Source organism: Micromonospora sp. NPDC048898 (assembly GCF_043198035.1).
Lineage (GTDB): Bacteria > Actinomycetota > Actinomycetes > Mycobacteriales > Micromonosporaceae > Micromonospora.
Genome location: NZ_JBICUF010000008.1, coordinates 101,048 through 116,709 on the forward strand (window position 1 = coordinate 101,048; position 15,662 = coordinate 116,709).

The 15,662-nt window shown below is 71.7% G+C and carries 15 protein-coding genes; 8 read left to right on the forward strand and 7 right to left on the reverse strand.

Features of this window, described 5'->3' with window-relative positions:
* Positions 1-153 precede the first annotated feature (153 nt).
* Positions 154-825, reverse strand: coding sequence for a 4'-phosphopantetheinyl transferase (locus tag ACGFIQ_RS21680; protein WP_393246219.1), 672 nt, complete (start codon positions 823-825; stop codon positions 154-156).
* A gap of 269 nt (positions 826-1,094) precedes the next feature.
* On the opposite strand from ACGFIQ_RS21680, the gene ACGFIQ_RS21685 reads away from it, so the two are divergent.
* The gene (locus tag ACGFIQ_RS21685; protein WP_393246221.1) at positions 1,095-1,496 is read left to right on the forward strand and encodes a nuclear transport factor 2 family protein; all 402 of its coding nucleotides are present in this window, start codon (positions 1,095-1,097) and stop codon (positions 1,494-1,496) included.
* Between the two features lie 74 nt (positions 1,497-1,570).
* Here ACGFIQ_RS21685 and ACGFIQ_RS21690 read toward each other — a convergent pair whose 3' ends face one another.
* Genes ACGFIQ_RS21690 through ACGFIQ_RS21700 form a run of 3 tightly spaced genes read right to left on the reverse strand, consistent with a single transcriptional unit; the run spans position 1,571 to position 6,033 of the window.
* Positions 1,571-3,061, reverse strand: a complete 1,491-nt coding sequence (locus ACGFIQ_RS21690) for an RICIN domain-containing protein (RefSeq protein ID WP_393246223.1) — start codon at positions 3,059-3,061, stop codon at positions 1,571-1,573.
* 52 nt (positions 3,062-3,113) lie between these two features.
* Positions 3,114-4,553, reverse strand: coding sequence for a glycoside hydrolase family 43 protein (locus ACGFIQ_RS21695; RefSeq protein WP_393246225.1), 1,440 nt, complete (start codon positions 4,551-4,553; stop codon positions 3,114-3,116).
* A 34-nt stretch (positions 4,554-4,587) separates the two neighbouring features.
* A complete protein-coding gene (locus ACGFIQ_RS21700; RefSeq protein ID WP_393246227.1) occupies positions 4,588-6,033 on the reverse strand; it encodes a family 43 glycosylhydrolase in 1,446 nt (481 codons plus the stop codon).
* Positions 6,034-6,298: 265 nt separating this feature from the next.
* On the opposite strand from ACGFIQ_RS21700, the gene ACGFIQ_RS21705 reads away from it, so the two are divergent.
* Complete coding sequence (locus ACGFIQ_RS21705) at positions 6,299-6,781, forward strand: hypothetical protein (RefSeq protein WP_393246229.1); 483 nt, start codon at positions 6,299-6,301, stop codon at positions 6,779-6,781.
* An 805-nt stretch (positions 6,782-7,586) separates the two neighbouring features.
* Here ACGFIQ_RS21705 and ACGFIQ_RS21710 read toward each other — a convergent pair.
* Positions 7,587-8,603: a sensor histidine kinase gene (locus ACGFIQ_RS21710; protein WP_393246231.1), complete on the reverse strand. Its 1,017-nt coding sequence runs from the start codon at positions 8,601-8,603 to the stop codon at positions 7,587-7,589.
* Complete coding sequence (locus ACGFIQ_RS21715) at positions 8,596-9,291, reverse strand: response regulator transcription factor (RefSeq protein ID WP_393246233.1); 696 nt, start codon at positions 9,289-9,291, stop codon at positions 8,596-8,598. Before ACGFIQ_RS21715 ends, ACGFIQ_RS21710 begins: the two co-directional genes overlap by 8 nt.
* A gap of 149 nt (positions 9,292-9,440) precedes the next feature.
* Here ACGFIQ_RS21715 and ACGFIQ_RS21720 point away from each other — a divergent pair, with 149 nt between their 5' ends.
* Positions 9,441-10,517: an NAD-dependent epimerase/dehydratase family protein gene (locus tag ACGFIQ_RS21720; protein WP_393246235.1), complete on the forward strand. Its 1,077-nt coding sequence runs from the start codon at positions 9,441-9,443 to the stop codon at positions 10,515-10,517.
* On the opposite strand, the gene ACGFIQ_RS21725 is transcribed toward ACGFIQ_RS21720, so the two are convergent.
* On the reverse strand, positions 10,489-11,844 hold the full coding sequence (locus ACGFIQ_RS21725) for a hypothetical protein (RefSeq protein ID WP_393246237.1): 1,356 nt from the start codon (positions 11,842-11,844) through the stop codon (positions 10,489-10,491). The genes ACGFIQ_RS21720 and ACGFIQ_RS21725 overlap by 29 nt on opposite strands.
* Positions 11,845-11,991: 147 nt before the next feature.
* Here ACGFIQ_RS21725 and ACGFIQ_RS21730 point away from each other — a divergent pair, with 147 nt between their 5' ends.
* The 5 genes from ACGFIQ_RS21730 to ACGFIQ_RS21750 are packed head-to-tail and all read left to right on the forward strand — an operon-like array spanning position 11,992 to position 15,611.
* Entirely contained in the window at positions 11,992-12,669 is a 678-nt protein-coding gene (locus tag ACGFIQ_RS21730) for a glycosyltransferase family 2 protein (RefSeq protein ID WP_393246239.1), read from the forward strand.
* A complete protein-coding gene (locus tag ACGFIQ_RS21735) occupies positions 12,666-13,346 on the forward strand; it encodes a DUF2064 domain-containing protein (protein ID WP_393246241.1) in 681 nt (226 codons plus the stop codon). The genes ACGFIQ_RS21730 and ACGFIQ_RS21735 overlap by 4 nt, the downstream gene beginning before the upstream one ends.
* Positions 13,343-14,056, forward strand: coding sequence for a methyltransferase domain-containing protein (locus ACGFIQ_RS21740; protein WP_393246243.1), 714 nt, complete (start codon positions 13,343-13,345; stop codon positions 14,054-14,056). The genes ACGFIQ_RS21735 and ACGFIQ_RS21740 overlap by 4 nt, the downstream gene beginning before the upstream one ends.
* Entirely contained in the window at positions 14,053-15,201 is a 1,149-nt protein-coding gene (locus tag ACGFIQ_RS21745; protein ID WP_393246245.1) for a molybdopterin-dependent oxidoreductase, read from the forward strand. The genes ACGFIQ_RS21740 and ACGFIQ_RS21745 overlap by 4 nt, the downstream gene beginning before the upstream one ends.
* Positions 15,198-15,611, forward strand: a complete 414-nt coding sequence (locus tag ACGFIQ_RS21750) for a hypothetical protein (RefSeq protein WP_393246247.1) — start codon at positions 15,198-15,200, stop codon at positions 15,609-15,611. The genes ACGFIQ_RS21745 and ACGFIQ_RS21750 overlap by 4 nt, the downstream gene beginning before the upstream one ends.
* Positions 15,612-15,662: the final 51 nt, after the last annotated feature.

Consider the following 15,662-nt stretch of genomic DNA (forward strand, 5'->3'; position numbering starts at 1 on the left):
CCGGTCCGTCGTCACCGGGTCTACCGCTCGCGCCGCCAGGCCGTGCCGCTGATGCCCGTGAATGTCGGGCACCGAAACCGTACTAGGGGTCGCCGCCGCCCGCCGGTTACGCCCGTCGTCCGGCGGGCGGGGTCGCCGGGGCCTGAGCAGGTCTCAGCTGGGTACGGCGATGGCGGTGCCGACCAGACCGGCCCGGACCGCCCATCGCCCGCCCAGCCGGGCGAGCGGGACGACGCAACCGGTGGGCACCGGCCTGAGCAGGGTGGCCGTGAGGGCGCCCGACGGGTCCAGGTCGATCCGCGCCTCGTCGAAGTTCAGCCACAGGCCGGTCACCGGGAACCACGTCTTGTACACCGACTCCTTGGCACTGAACAGCAGCCGGTCCCAGGGGATCTCCGGGTACGCGACGGCCAACCCTCGGACGGCCTGCGCCTCCTCGGGCAGCGCGACGGCCTCCAGCACCCCCTCGGGCAGCGCGGCGGCGGGCTCGGCGTCGATGCCGAGCGCGGCCACCTCCTGGCGCAGGGCCACGGCGCTCGCGCAGTATCCCTCGCAGTGGGTGATGCTGCCGACCACGGCGTCCGGCCACCCCGGCGCGCCCCGGGGGCCGGGAAGGATCGGCACCGGGGCGATGCCGAGCCGACCGAGTGCCGCGCGGGCGCAGTGCCGGGCGGTGGCGAACTCGCGGCGTCGTTTGTCCACGGCGCGCGCCACCACCGCCTCCTCCCCGGGCAGGAGGACGACGTCGTCGCGGTGACCGAACGCCTCGACGACGACCACGCCGGCGGGAACCAGCCCGGCCACCGGACCGACGGGCGTGCTCACGCCGGGACGAGCGGCTGCCGGGCGGCCCACACATCGTCCACCGTGGTCCTGGTCATCACAGCTCCGATCGTGAAGGAAGGGCCGGCACTGCGGATCACCGCCGCTCGATTCACTCTAGATCCTGGCGCGGCGCCCGTCGTGGTCGGAACCGACAGCCTGGCATGTCACGGAACTACGCGAAGCGACACGAAACAACAAGCGGCTTCGGCAGGATGGGGACCGGATCGAACGCACCGTCTCGCACACATCGCATCGGAGGTACGCACGCAATGGCCACTCGTGACGTGGTGGAACGATTCTTCGGGCTGCTGGGCGGCGGGGCCGGCCCGGAGGAGACAGCCGCACTCTTCGCCGACAACATCGACTGGGACGTCCCCGGATCACCATCGGTGCCCTGGGTGGGCAGACGGTCGACGCGTGCCGAGGTCGCCGACTACCTACGGATCCTCGGGGCCAACATCGTGCCGAAGGAGAACGTCGACGAGGTCGAGGCAATCCTGTACGACGGCGACGACGCGGTGATGCTGGGCCGGTTCGGCCGGGTGGCCCGGAGCACCGGCCGTCGGTACGAGATGGCGGTCGCCATGCACTTCCGGGTACGCGACGACCAGATCGTCAAGTTCCGCCTCTACGAGGACTCGTTTCAGGTGGCCAACGCGTACGCCGAATGACCGGCGACGGTACGGCCCGCACGTCCCGGTGCTCGGGGGGTGCGGGCCGTACCGTGCTCAGGTCGCGACGACGGTCAGACGGCCGTGCGGGACCACTGCTGGTTGGTGCCGGTGTTGCAGGTGTACTGCTTGAGAACCACGCCGTCCGCGGTCGCCGCGGCCGGTACGTCCACGCACTTGTTGCTGTGTCGGGCCCGCAGCTGGAAGTAGTTGCCGTTGGTGACCATCTGGAACTGCTGGTTGGTGCCGCTGCCGCAGGTGTACTGGACGAGTTCGGCACCGTCGGCGGTCGACGCGCTCACCACGTCGAGGCACTTTCCGCTGTGCCGGCTGACGATGCGCCAGTAGCCGCTGCCGGCGTCCTGGAACTGCCACTGCTGCCAGGCGTTGCCGCCGTAGGTGTACTGGGCGACGCGCGCACCGTTGTCGGTGTTCGGTGACTGGACGTTCATGGCCTTGCCGCTGTGCCGCACGTCGAGCCGGTAGAACGTTCCCGTCGATGGCGGAGGCGTCGTCGGGTTGCCGCCGATGGTGTCGCCCCACCCGTACCGGATCCGGTCCGCGCCGGAGGGGTTGCGGACGGTCAGGTTGAGGTCGGTGCCGCTGCCGGTGAGGGCGAACATCGAGTACCAGTCGTAGCCGATGGTGCCGGTCTTGCCACCGAGGGCCGGCCAGTACGTGCCGCCCATCTGGTTGTCCCGCATGACCTGGGCCATGGCGCGGATGTAGCGCACGAAGTTGTCGGTGCTGCCCGCGTCGGCGTAGTTGCGACCGTCGTTCATCGGTGCGCCGAACTCGGTCGCGACCGCGCGGGAGGCGCAGTTGCCGAGGCGAACCTGGATGTGGCTGCGGAAGGCGTCGTAGGTCATCGCGCCGTAGAAGAAGGTGTAGTAGTGGAAGGACAGCAGCGTCGAGTTGAAGCGGCTGTCGTTGCAGATGTCGCGCAGGTCCTGGCTGAAGCCGGTGCCGCCGATCAGCACCCGGCCGGGCACCGCCGAGGTGTGGTAGCTGAGCCAGTTCGCGGCGACGTTGCGCCACTCCGTCGAGCTGTATCCGTGCGGCTCGTTCATCGGCTCGAAGTAGACGTTGGTGTTCGAGCCGTACGTGTTGGTCACCGTGGACCACATGGTGTTCCACGCGGCGAGGTTCGTGATCCTGCCGCCGGAGGCGGCGCCGTCCTCCCAGTAGGCGAGGATGACCTTGAACCCGCGGGCGGTGGCGGCGTCGATGGCGCCCCGGTACGCCTCCCACCAGGCAGTGCCCACCGTGTGGGTGTTGATGGGCAGCCGGATCGTGTTGACCCCCATGGTGGACGCCATGTCGTCGTAGAGGGCGTTGGCCTTGGCCCGCACCGTCGCGTTGCTGTCGGACATGCTCAGGCCCTGCACGATGAGCGGGCTGGTCTTGAAGTTGTCACCCAACATGGCCCAGTTCATGCCGCGGAACTGGTTGGTGGCGGCGGTGGCGGGCGACGACGCGACGACGACCACGCCGCCGACCATCGCCGTCACCGCGGCCACCAGGGCGATCAACGTCCGGCGCATCGACCGGCTGATCCGTTTCATGCGTTGTCCAATCACTAGATCGTGCCTCTCCGGGCTCGACATTTTGCGGGGGTCAGCTGGTCACGCGGAAGGTCGCGTCGGCACGGCTCTGCGCGTCGGGGACCGGGTCGAGTCGGAGCAGGTAGCCGTAGTGCCGGATGTAGCGGTCCGGGTGGCTGTACGACTGGAACGACGTCCACGAGGAGTTCGCGAGGCCGGCGACCTGTCGGAAGGTGGCGTCGGCGGCGAAGGTGGCGGTGCCGTCGTTGGCTTCCAGTCGGAAGTCGAACCCGTAGTGGCGCAGGTAGTAGCCCGGGTAGTTGACCGACTGGATGGAGACCGTGCCGGAGCCGACCAGGCCGGGCACGACCCGCCACTGACCGTCCTGCGCCGGGCTGACGTTCGGGCCGATGCGGACGTCGTAGTCGTAGTGCCGCACGTACCGGTCCTGGAAGTTGTACGACTGGATCCGGTTGACGGCGGTGACGGGCCAGCGGGCGAGCACCCGGTCCTGTTCGGCGGCGGTCAGGTTGAGGATCGTTCCGTGCCGCTTCTTGGTGCCACCCATGGCGTACGAGCCGGAGGTTGGCAGCCGGTAACTGCTCGCGCTGGACGGGTTGGTGGTCAGCACCGGCAGATAACCGCGCCCGCTCGCGTACTGGTCGAGGTAGAGCACCCACTCGTTGCGAGTGTTGTACTTCATCCACATCGGGCCCTCGACCTGGGCACCGGTCAGCCCGATGCCGGAGAGGTTCCCGAGGCTCGTCCAGGTGCCGAGGATGGAGTTGCTGCCCTCGATGGCGATCTGGCCGTCCCGGGAGGCCCGCACGTACCGGTAGGCGCCGACGCCGGTCGGCACCTCGACGATCTGGGTGTCGATGATCTCCTGGTTACCGGGTCGGTTGATGTAGAGCTGCGGTGTGGTGACGCTGCGGAAGTTCGTCGTGCGCGCGGCGTAGATGCGGTGCTTGGTCGCCCCGTTGAGCGGGACGTTCGTCGCCCAGTAGAGGACGTAGTCGCCGGTGTCCGGGTTCCAGATCGCCTCCGGCGCCCAGGCGTTGCGTCCGTCCGGGATCGCGCCGGCCACGTTCAGCAGCCAGGGCGCGGACCAGTTGACCAGGTCGGTGGACTCCCACACGACGAGGTTGCGGCTGCCGTTGTTGATCGCGGTCGACCAGTCCTGACCGCAGCCGATGCACAGGTCGGTGGCGATGATCCAGTACCTGTCGCCGGCGGGCGAGCGGACCAGGGCGGGGTCGCGGACGCCGCGGGTGCCGACTGTGGAACGCAGGACGAGCCCGCCGTTGTTGAGGTCCGTCCAGCGCAGGCCGTCGGTGCTGTGGGCGAGGTAGATCTGCTGGGCGGTCGACGACTCACCGGTGAAGTGCGCCATCAGGTAACCGACTGTCGGATCGAGTGCGGACGCCTCCTTCGGTGTCGCCGCCGACCAGGTGGTGAACAGCAGGCACGCGGCCACCGCGACCGCGCCGAGCCGCGCGAGGACTCTCGACATGTCATTCTCCTTCGCGGAGGGGCATTCGGGTCAGCTAGAGGGTCGGTACGACGGGCCGGATGGTGCCGTCGGCGTTGAACTCCATCCGGTCGATGGCGGTCTCCCGGTTGGTGCCGTTGCCGGCCGGCACGGCGAACCGGTGGTAGGCGACGTACCAGGTGTCGCTGCCGGGTGCCCGGACCACGGAGTGGTGGCCGGTGCCCTTGACGCCGACGTCGAGGCGCTTCTGCAGCACCACGCCGCGCCTGGTCCACGGCCCGAGGGGCGACGGTCCGGTGGCGTACGCGACCCGGTAGTCCTCACTGCGTGTGTCGTTCTCGGACCACATGAAGTAGTAGAGGCCGTTGCGCCTGAACACGAACGGGGCCTCGTTGTAGCCGGACGGCGTGACGACCCGTACCTGTGCCGCGTCGAAGGAGGTCATGTCCGCGTTCAGCTGTACGGCCCGAGCGACGCCCTGACCCCAGTACAGGTAGGACTGCCCGTCGTCGTCGGTGAACACCATCGGGTCGATCGCCTGCCCGCCGGAGAACTGGTCGCTGCGGACGAGTGGCCGGCCCAGCGCGTCGCGGAACGGCCCGGTGGGGCTGTCGGCCACGGCCACGCCGAGCTGTTTGGCGGTGTTGCCGCTGGCGGCGCCGCCGCTGAAGTACAGGTAGTAGCGGCCGTTGGCGGTGGCCACCGCCGGCGCCCAGGCCGAGTTGTCCGCCCAGGACACGTCCGGGCCGTGGTCGAGGATCACGCCGTGGTCGGTCCAGTTGACCAGGTCGGTGGAGGAGAACGCCTTGTAGTAGGTGCCTGCCCAGCCCGCGTAGCCGTCGGTGGTCGGGTACAGGTAGTAGCGGCCGTTGAAGACGGCCAGGTGCGGGTCGGCGAAGAGGCCCGGGAGCACCGGCCCCCTGGTGGCCTTGGGCACCCACGGCGCGGCGAGGCGGAAGGAGCTGTCCGCCCGGAACGCGGCCGTGTCCTGGTAGGTGTCGATCCAGAGCGCGAAGTCGCGGTGCCGGATCCGCCGGTCCGGGTAGTTGTACGAGGTGAGTGCCACCGATCCGGAGACCGAGCCGTCCACCGCGCAGAAGGTGGCGTCGGCGCGGAATCCCGCGTCGCCGGTGTTGGGGTCGACCCGGAGCCGGTAGTCGCGGTGCCGCAGGAACATGCCGGTCTTGGTCTGGAACGAGTAGCAGGCGGGCGATGCCAGGCCGTTGACCACGGTGAAGGTGGCGTCGAGCTTGGTCTGGTTGGCGCTGCCGGAGGTCACCGGGTCGAGCTGACCGAGATAGTTGACGTGCCGTACGAATCGTCCGGCCTGGTTGACCGCCTCCAGCGAAACCGCGCCGGTCGGCAGTGTGGCGGCCTGCGCCGGCCCGTCGGCGACCACCACGAACGCGGCGGCGGCCACGGCGGAGAGCACGAGGATCCGGATGCGGGAGTGGCCGCGGGCCCCGGTGGTCGATGCCGCTGTCGTTCGCCACGGAACCACGCTCAGGACTCCCCTTCCGGCACGACAATCGATGTTAGCGTTAACAAGATCAACTCGGGCGTGACCTGGAGGGCTTTGCGGTTTGGGCGGCGGGCCACCCGCCACCCGGGACAACTCTGGCGCGCCACGCGGTACAGCCACAATGTGTTCTGCTCGTTAAGGTCGCGTTGCGGACCAGTGTTAGCGATCGCATCAACGAGTGTCAAGGATCGACGAAGTTCGTTCGTCTTGATCGCGCCGCCCCGGCCGGCGCTATCGTTCTGGCATGGTGCTCACGTCATCCGGTGCCGTCGGTGCCGCCTTCCTCGCGGACGAGCCGGCCGACGGCGTCGACCTCAGCCTGTTTGGGCAGTTCTCGGGCTCCTGGGCGCTCGACTGCACCGAGTACGACCCGGACGGGTCCTCCACCCTGCGGCGGGGCGAGTGGCATTTCGGGTACGCGTTGGGCGGCCGGGCCACCACCGACGTCTGGATCCTGCCCGGTGTCGAACACGGTGTGAGCGTGCGATTCCCCGATCCCACCGCCGGTGCGGGGGTCTGGCGCTCCACCTGGGTGGGACCGGGACGGCGTCGGACACACACCTTCCTGGCCTCTCCCGTCGGCGAGCAGATCGTGCTCGACGGTGGCGATCTGCGCTGGACCTTCTCCGACATCGAGGCAGACGAGTTCCGCTGGCGCAACGAGGCACGGCAGCCCGACGGCACCTGGCGACTCGACCAGACGTTCCGGGTGTGGCGGCAGACCTGATCTGTCGATCGTTATGGGTGGAGGCATGGTGCCTCGTCGTGGGCGAGCGTGGCTGTGGGCGGGGCGCGTCACGTTCGGTGTGATCATTGCCGGGTTGGTGGCGCACCTGGTGCTGGTGGGTCTGGACAAGGCCGACAGGGTGGCCAGTGCCATCAGCGTGGTGGTGGCGCTCGTCGCGTTGGCCGCGCCGTACCTGCTACCCGCCCGTGGACCAGGGGGTGTGTCGATGCCGGACCGGTCTCCGGCGCCGGCCAGGGCCGTGACCTCGCTGCCCGATCCGCCCGCCGCGGCGACCGTCACCGATTCCGGTGCCGCGACGGCCAGCCGGGCTGGTGTCGCCAACACCGGCGTCATCCACGGCGATGTCCGCCCCGAGTTCCACGAGCACCGCCATTGCCCGCCCACGACGGTGACGTGGCCGGTCCAGGTGGGACAGCCGCCAGCGTTGGCCTCGGCGTTCCAGCCCCGCCGAGGCCATCCCCATCGAGGAGAGTGCTCAACGATCGACTGCGGGTGCTGGGCGACGAACACCCGAGCACCTTGGCAGCGGTTGATGTGCTGCGGGCCTGGAGGGACGAGTCTTAGTTCGATCTTGCGGGTAACGGGCGGACACCTGAATGAGCCTGATGCCTGTGAGTCATCAAGATGACGCACAGGCATCACACTGATCGAGGCGGGTGGGCCGGGAGTCGGCCGCCCACAGGTCGCCCCGGCGGACCTCGCCCTCGGTGACCAGCACGTCGCGTGGCGGGTCGCCGAGGTGGTACTCGATGCCGAGGTCGAGGAAGAGCCAGCGACCGTGGCGTCAGGCGGTGGCGAGCCGGACCAGGAACTGGCAGCCTTCCGGGGTGTTGCGCACCTCGACCCGACCTCCGTGCGCCTCCACCAGGCCGTGGACGATGGCCAGGCCGAGCCCTCCGGACGCCCCACCGTCGCCGGCGCGGGGGGTACGGGCCGGTTCGCCACGGAACGCGATGTCGAACAGGCGGGGCAGGTCGGCCGGGGGGATGCCGCCGCAGGTGTCGGCGACCGACAGCCAGGCGTGGTCCTCCTCGTGGCCGGCCTCGATGCGTACGGTGCCGTCCTCCGGGGTGTAGCGGACGGCGTTGAGCAGCAGGTTGGCCACGACCCGGGCCAACTCCGGTTCGCTCGCGGCAACCGTCGGCCAGCCCGACTCGCTGGCGATCAACTTGATCCGCCGGGCGTCGGCTAGTGGGATGGTGCTGGCCAGCGCGTCCGAGACCACCTCGCCGAGCGACACCGCCCGCAACGACAACCGCAGCGCTCCCGCGTTGATCCGGGACAGCTCGAACAGGTCGTCGACGAGTCGGGTCATCCGGTCGGTCTCCAGCCGGATGCGCCGGTGGTACTCGTCGACGGTGTCCGGATCACGGACCACCCGGTCCTCCAGCGCCTCCGCCATGGCCCGCAGCCCGGCGAGCGGCGTACGCAGGTCGTGGGAGACCCAGGCGACCAGGTCGCGCCGGCCCTTCTCCAGTCGCCGTTCCCGCTCCCGGGCCTGGTCGCGCCAGACCGCGGCGCGGGCCAGTCGACGGCCGAAGTGCCCACCGACGGCGAGGCTGACCACCGCCGCCGCCGCGACGGTGATCAGGACCACTTCGAGGTCGTGGGCGGAGAGGAACATCGCCTCCGCGACCGCCATCACCCCGACGACGACGGCGACCACAGTCGTGGTGAGCAGCACACTGACGTGCACGGTGATCGAGCTGCGCCGCAGCGCGCGGAGCAGCACCGCGCCGGCCAGCCCGATGCCCACGGCCGCGCCGAGGGCGATCGCGAAGATCAGCAGCAGGTCACGCATCGGCGGGCTCGTACCGGTAGCCGACGCCCCAGACGGTCACGATCCGCCGCGGATCGGCCGGGTTCGCCTCGATCTTCTCGCGCAGCCGGCGCACGTGCACGGTCACTGTCGAGTGGTCCCCGAAGTTCCAGCCCCAGACCTGTTCGAGGAGTTCGGCTCGGCTGAACACCCGGGACGGATGCCGCATGAGGTAGACGAGCAGGTCGAATTCGCGCAGCGTCAGCGCCAGGTCGGTGCCGGCGAGGCGGGCGGTGCGGGAGGTCGTGTGCACCACCAGGCTGCCGTCGGTGAGCGCCTCCGGTCGCTCGGGGGGCGGCCCACCGCCGGCGCGGCGGAGCACCGAACGGACCCGCAGCACCAGCTCCCGAGGGGAGAAGGGCTTGGTCAGGTAGTCGTCCGCGCCGAGCTGCAACCCGAGGATCCGGTCGGACTCGTCACCGCGCGCGGTGAGCATGATGATCGGGACGCCGTCCGGGCGGGCCCGCAGCTCCCGGCAGACCTGGAGGCCGTTGATCTTGGGCAGCATCAGGTCGAGCACGACCAGATCCGGTGTTTGCCGAGCCACCGCCGCCAGTGCCATCGCCCCGTCCCCGGCGTGGCTCACCTGGAAGCCGTCGTGTTCGAGGTATCGGCAGATGACGTCACTGACGGTCTGGTCGTCGTCGACCACAAGCACCCGCTGTGTCACGAACACCCCCCGTCCCGGCCCGTCGACCTGTCCATCCGCCCAGCGTAGCCAGGCACCGGGCACCGACCGCACCGGCGAGACCTAACGAGGTTCTTACGGCTGCGCCCAGCACGCGGTGTCGGCGTACCCGGGGTCCTACGGTGACCGGAATGCGGATACTTGTCACCGGTGCTGCCGGGTTCATCGGCTCTCACGTCGCCGACCTGCTCGGCGCCGACGGGCACGAGGTGGTGGCCGTCGACGCGCTCGTGCCGGAGGCGCACGGCCCGACGCCGCCGCCCTGGGCGCGGCACGACCTGGTGGTCGGCGACGTCCGCGACGGCGAGCTGCTGACCCGGCTGCTGGCCGGGGTCGACGCGGTCTGCCACCAGGCGGCCATGGTCGGCCACGGCGTCGACCCGGCCGACGCCCCCCGGTACGCCGCGCACAACGACCTCGGCACGGCCACCCTGCTCGCGGCGATGCACGCCACCGGGGTACGCCGCCTCGTGCTGGCCAGCTCGATGGTGGTCTACGGCGAGGGCCGCTACCACTGCCCCGCACACGGAGTCGTCAGGCCTCCCGGCCGCCGCGCCGCCGACCTGGCCGAGGGCCGGTACGAGCCGACCTGCCCCCGCTGCGGCGAGACGCTCTCCCCCGGTCTCGTGCCCGAGGACGCGCCGCTGGAGCCGCACAGCACGTACGCCGCCACCAAGCTGGCCCAGGAACACCTCGCCGGGGCCTGGGCCCGGCAGACCGGCGGGTCGGTCTGGGCACTGCGGTACCACAATGTCTACGGACCACGGATGCCCCGCGACACCCCGTACGCCGGGGTGGCGTCGATCTTCCGGTCGGCTCTGGCCGCCGGGCAACCGCCCCGGGTCCTGGAGGACGGCCGGCAACGGCGCGACTTCGTCCACGTGACAGACGTCGCCGCGGCCAACCTGCTCGCCCTGACGACACCGGCACCGGACCCCGTGGTCCCGGTCAACGTCTGCTCGGGCGAACCGCACACCGTCGGTGAGCTGGCCCACGAGCTGGCTTCGGCGATGGGCGGGCCCAGGCCGGTCACCGCCGGGGGCGGGCGGGCGGCGGACGTCCGGCATGTCGTGGCCGACCCGGCCCGCGCCACCCGGCTGCTCGGTTTCACCGCCCGGGTCGGCTTCGCCGCTGGCATCGCGGACTTCACCACCGCGGTGATGCGGGAGCCGGCAGCGCTCAGGACACCGTCCACAGTAGGTGGTTGACGGCGAGCGCCGTGGCGGCCTGGGCGGCCAACCACCACCGTCGGTGACCGGTGGGCAGGTGCGCGGTGGCGACCAGCAGCCAGACGGTGAACGGTAGCCAGATGCGCTCCACCTCGGCCTTGCTGAGCCCGGACAGGTCCGCCGCGAGCACGGCCGCCGCCGCCGCGAGGGGCAACCACACGGTGGGGCCGGCGCTGACGATCCGCTGCCGCAGGGCCGTCGGGCGCGGTGCTCGGATCGCCACGGCGGCCACCGCCCGTCGCAGCGCCGGCCCGACCACCGGCCCGGCGGAGAGGAGCAGGGCGGCGAGGTTCGCCCAGATCCAGTACCCGTACGGGCGGTCCGCCGCCCAGCCCTGGTAGTACCGACGGGACACCAGGTGGTAGCCGTCCAGCCACCAGAAACCGGAGAGGGTGAACACGGCGACGACCGCCGCGACCGCCGTCGCCGCGACCAGGAGCACGCCGAGGCGGTCGCGCGCCCGCAGCAGCACCACTGCCAACGCGAGCATCCCGACCAGGACGAACCCGTACGACAGGTAGAGCGCGAAGCCGAGCAGCAGCCCACCGAGCACGGCCCGGGGTCGTCCACCCACGGCCAGCAGCGCCAGCCCGGCGGCGACCACGGCGGCGAAGATGCCGTCCGCGGACGCACCCACCCAGACCGCCCCGGGAAAAAGGACCAGGAACGGCCACACCGCCCGAGCCGCGTCCTCGGCGCCCAGCGCCCGCAACGTCACCGGGACCGACACCGAGACCGTGGCACCGAGCAGCACACAGGCGAGCCCGGCGGCGGTGCCGCCGCCCAGGCCGATCCGTTCCAGCCAGACGAAGAGCAGCAACGCTCCCGGTGGATGACCGGCGGTGTGGGTGGACCACGACCCGGGCTGGAAGTCGACGATCCGGTCGGCGAAGCCGGACAGCATGGCGCCGACGTCCGTCACCCCCGGCACCTCGTACAGGTACTCGGCCTGCACGGTGAGCCGCTCGGTCAACCCGGCGGACCAGCCGTCCACGAGCGCCAGCGACAGCGTCCAGAGCACCGCGGCGAGGTAGCCGACGACAAGCAGCCGCGGCCAGCGCGCGTCGGTTGCCCAGCGCGCACCCCGCCACACGAACACCGCCGCGACGACAACCGCGGCGGGAGTGCCGGGGCCGAGATGGGGCTGCCAGGAGGCGTAGATCGGGGCGGCGTCCGCGTAGAGCCGCACCCCCCGATGGTTGAGCAACGCGCCGACGACGACGGCGACGGCGAGCAGGGCCACCTCGGCACCGAGGACGATCAGATCGGCGGACCGGGGTCGTCCCGGCCGGGTCATCATGGTCATGGTGACGGCCGACGATACGACCTCCGACCAGGGATCCGACAGCCACCCGGCGGGACGTCAGGGACTCGTAAGATCCCTTGCCGCGTAAGCGATTCGTAAGGAGGAACAGCGGTCCGGATGCCCGGTGGCGGGCCTAGCGTCGCCGGTATGCACACAACGATCGACGTGGTGCTGCCATGTCTGGACGAGGCGGCCGCTCTGCCTGCCGTACTGAGCGGGCTACCGCCCGGCTACCGCGCCATCGTGGTCGACAACGGCTCCACGGACGGGTCGCCGGCCGTCGCGGCCGAGTACGGGGCCCGGGTCGTCCACGAGCCGAAGCGTGGGTACGGCGCGGCGGTGCACACCGGCCTGCTGGCGGCGGACGCGGAGTTGGTCTGCGTCCTCGACGCGGACGGCTCGTTCGATCCGGCCGAGTTGCCCAGGCTCGTCGGGGCTCTGCTCGACGGTGGTGCGGATCTCGCCGTCGGGCGGCGTCGACCGGTGTCGGCGGAGGCCTGGCCGTGGCACGCCCGTGCCGGGAACGCGCTCGTCGCCGCGCTGCTGCGGCGTCGTGGTGTGCCGGTGTACGACATCAGCCCGATCCGGGTGGCCCGGCACGCGGCGCTCCTGGGCCTCGGCGTGCAGGACCGCGCGTTCGGCTACCCCCTGGAGTTGCTGCTCCGCGCGGCCGAGGCGGGCTGGCGGATCACCGAGCTGGACGTCGCGTACGCGCCCCGGGCAGCCGGCACCAGATCGAAGGTCTCCGGGTCGGTCCGGGGCACGGTGCGGGCGACCCGGGACTTCGCCGGAGTGCTGCGCGCCGGCGTTGGCGGTGGCCGGTGAACGTCCTGCTCCTGGTCGCGAAGGCACCGGTCGCGGGGCTGGCCAAGACGCGCCTCTGCCCGCCGGCCAACCCCCGCCAGGCGGCCCGGATCGCGGCGGCGGCGCTGTTGGACACCCTCGCGGCGGTACGCGCCACCGCGTCGACAGTTCCCGTGCTGGCCCACACCGGCCGGTTCGCCGACGCCGAGTACGCCGCCGAGCTGACCGCCGAGTTGGCCGGGTGGCACCTGATCGCCCAGCGCGGCGACACGTTCGCCGACCGCCTCGCCAACGCGCACGCCGACACCGGCGCGGCCTTCCCCGGCCGGCCGGTGCTGCAGATCGGCATGGACACGCCGCAGCTCCGGCCGGCGCTGCTCACCACCGCCCTGGATCTGCTCGCCGACCACCCGGCGGTGTTCGGGCCGGCGCTCGACGGCGGCTGGTGGGCACTCGGGTTACGCGACCCGGCGTACGCCGACGCGTTGCGCGACGTGCCCATGTCGACGGACGACACCGGTCGCCGTACCCTCGCCGCTCTGCACGGGCGCGGCATCCGGCCGGCGGTCCTGCCGGTGCAGCGGGACGTCGACGACTGGAGCACCGCGACGGCGGTCGCGGCCGACCTGCCCGGCACCCGGTTCGCGGCTGCCGTCGCGTCGGTGGGTGACCAACTGGTGAGCGGACGCCCCCGATGACCTCGACGATAAGTCTCGACGGTTTCGCCGTGGTGCTGGGCGGACTCGACGGCTGGCCGGCCGACCAGGAGGCCCGCGGCACACCTGTCGCACCGCTGCCGCCGACCCAACCCGAGCACTGGCTGGTGCACGGCGACGGGCGACGTGACCTGCTGCCGGTACGGCGCTGGCACGGCCCGCCCGAGCCGGCGATCGAGTCCGTCGCCGCCCGCTGCGACGGGCCCACGATCGACCTTGGTTGCGGCCCCGGCCGACTGACCATGGCACTCGCCAAGCGTGGCCTCGTGGCGTTGGGGGTGGACATCTCCGCCGAGGCGGTACGCCTGACCCAGGGCCGGGGCGTGGTCGCCCTGCGCCGCGACGTCTTCGAACCACTGCCCGGCGAGGGACGGTGGGCACACGCCCTGCTCGTCGACGGCAACATCGGCATCGGCGGCGACCCGGTCCGACTGCTGCGCCGGTGCGGCACCCTGATCGCGGCCGACGGGACGCTGGTGGTCGAGGTGGAACCTCCGGGCGCCGGGCTGTGGCAGGGGCAGGCGTACGTCCTGTCCGGGGCCTCCGGCGCGGGGGAACGGCAGGGACCGGCGTTCCGCTGGGCGCGGGTCGGGGCCGAGGCGGTGACCGCCACCGCCGCCGCGGCCGGCCTGCGGGTCGCCACCACGTTGCGGTTCGGTCCACGCTGGTTCGCCGAGCTGGTGCGGGCGTGATCCGCCGGCCCCGCGTCCCCGCGCCCGAGGACTTCACCGCGCCGACGCACTCGCCGCTCGTCGCCGCCCGCCTCGGCCTCTGGCTCGGGGTGGCGTTCGGGTTGTGCTTCGTCACCGGTCTGCTCAGCCACTACATCCAGCACCCGCCGGGCTGGTTCACCTGGCCGACCCGACCGGTCGACCTCTACCGGGTCACCCAGGGCATCCACGTGCTCTCCGGCGTCGCGGCGATCCCGTTGCTGCTGGCCAAACTGTGGAGCGTCTACCCCCGGCTGTTCGTCCGTCCGCCCCTGCGCCGGCCGATCCGGCTGCCCGTACACGCCCTCGAACGAATCTCCATCCTGGTGCTGGTCTGCGCCGCGTTCTTCGAGCTGGTCACCGGCCTGTTCAACGTCGCCCAGTCGTACCCGTGGGGGTTCTTCTTCCCGGCGGCGCACTACGCGGTCGCCTGGCTGGTGCTTGGCGCGTTGCTGCTGCACGTCGCGGTGAAGCTGCCGGTCGCCCGCACGGCGCTGGGCACACCGCTACGGCTCCGCGCCGGTGGGCGGGACGACCGGGACTCGTCCGGGCGGCGCGCGTTCCTGCGTACCTCGGCGGGTGTCGCCGGCATCGCCGTGCTGGCCACCGCCGGGGTCACCGTGCCGTGGCTGCGTCGGGTGTCCCCGCTGGCGTGGCGGTCCGCGTCCGGCCCGCAGGGCGTACCGATCAACCGGACGGCCGCCGCCGCGCACATCACCGTCCCACCCGACTGGCGGCTGGAGATCGTCTGGCCGGGCGGCCGGTACGCCCTGTCCCTGGCCGACCTGGCGGCCCTGCCGCAGCGTACGGCGGAACTGCCGATCGCCTGCGTCGAGGGCTGGAGCTTCTCCGCCCACTGGACCGGCGTGCCCATCGTCCAGTTGCTGCGCCACGCCGGCGCACCCACCGGCCGACCGGTTCGCGTCACCTCCCTGGAGACCGACGGCCTGTACGCGGCGAGCACACTCCCCGCCGCCCACGCCCGCGACCCGCTGACCCTGCTGGCACTGCGGATCAACGGCGAGGAGCTGTCCCCGGACCACGGTTACCCCTGCCGCGTCATCGCCCCGAGCCGGCCGGGCGTCCTGCAGACCAAGTGGGTGGCCCGGCTCGAGGTGCTGGGATGAGAACCGTCCGGCTGCTCCTGCTCGTGCTCGGTGCCGCCGCGGCGGCGTACGGCGGTTGGCTGCTCCTTCCCCAGCTCGGCACCACCCTGCCCTGGCTTCTCGGCGGGCCGGTGCTGCACGATCTCCTGGTGGCACCGCTGGTCGGGCTGGTCGGGCTGGCGCTGGGCCGACTGGTGCCCGACCGGCGACGCCTGGCCTGGATCACCGCCGGCCTGCTGGCCAGCGCCACGTTGCTGCTGCTCGCGGTGCCACTGCTGTGGCGACCGCCGTCGGCGCCACCGAACCCCGGCCTGCCGGACCGCGACTACCCCCTGGGGCTCACGATCGGGCTGGCCGTCGTCTGGGCCGTCGTCGTGCTCGTGCTGGTCGTCGGCACCGTCGTCGGCCGGCGCCGCGCGAACCGTTCCTGAGTCGACCCACCCGTTCCTGAGTCGACAGCACCCGTTCCCGAGGAGAACGCA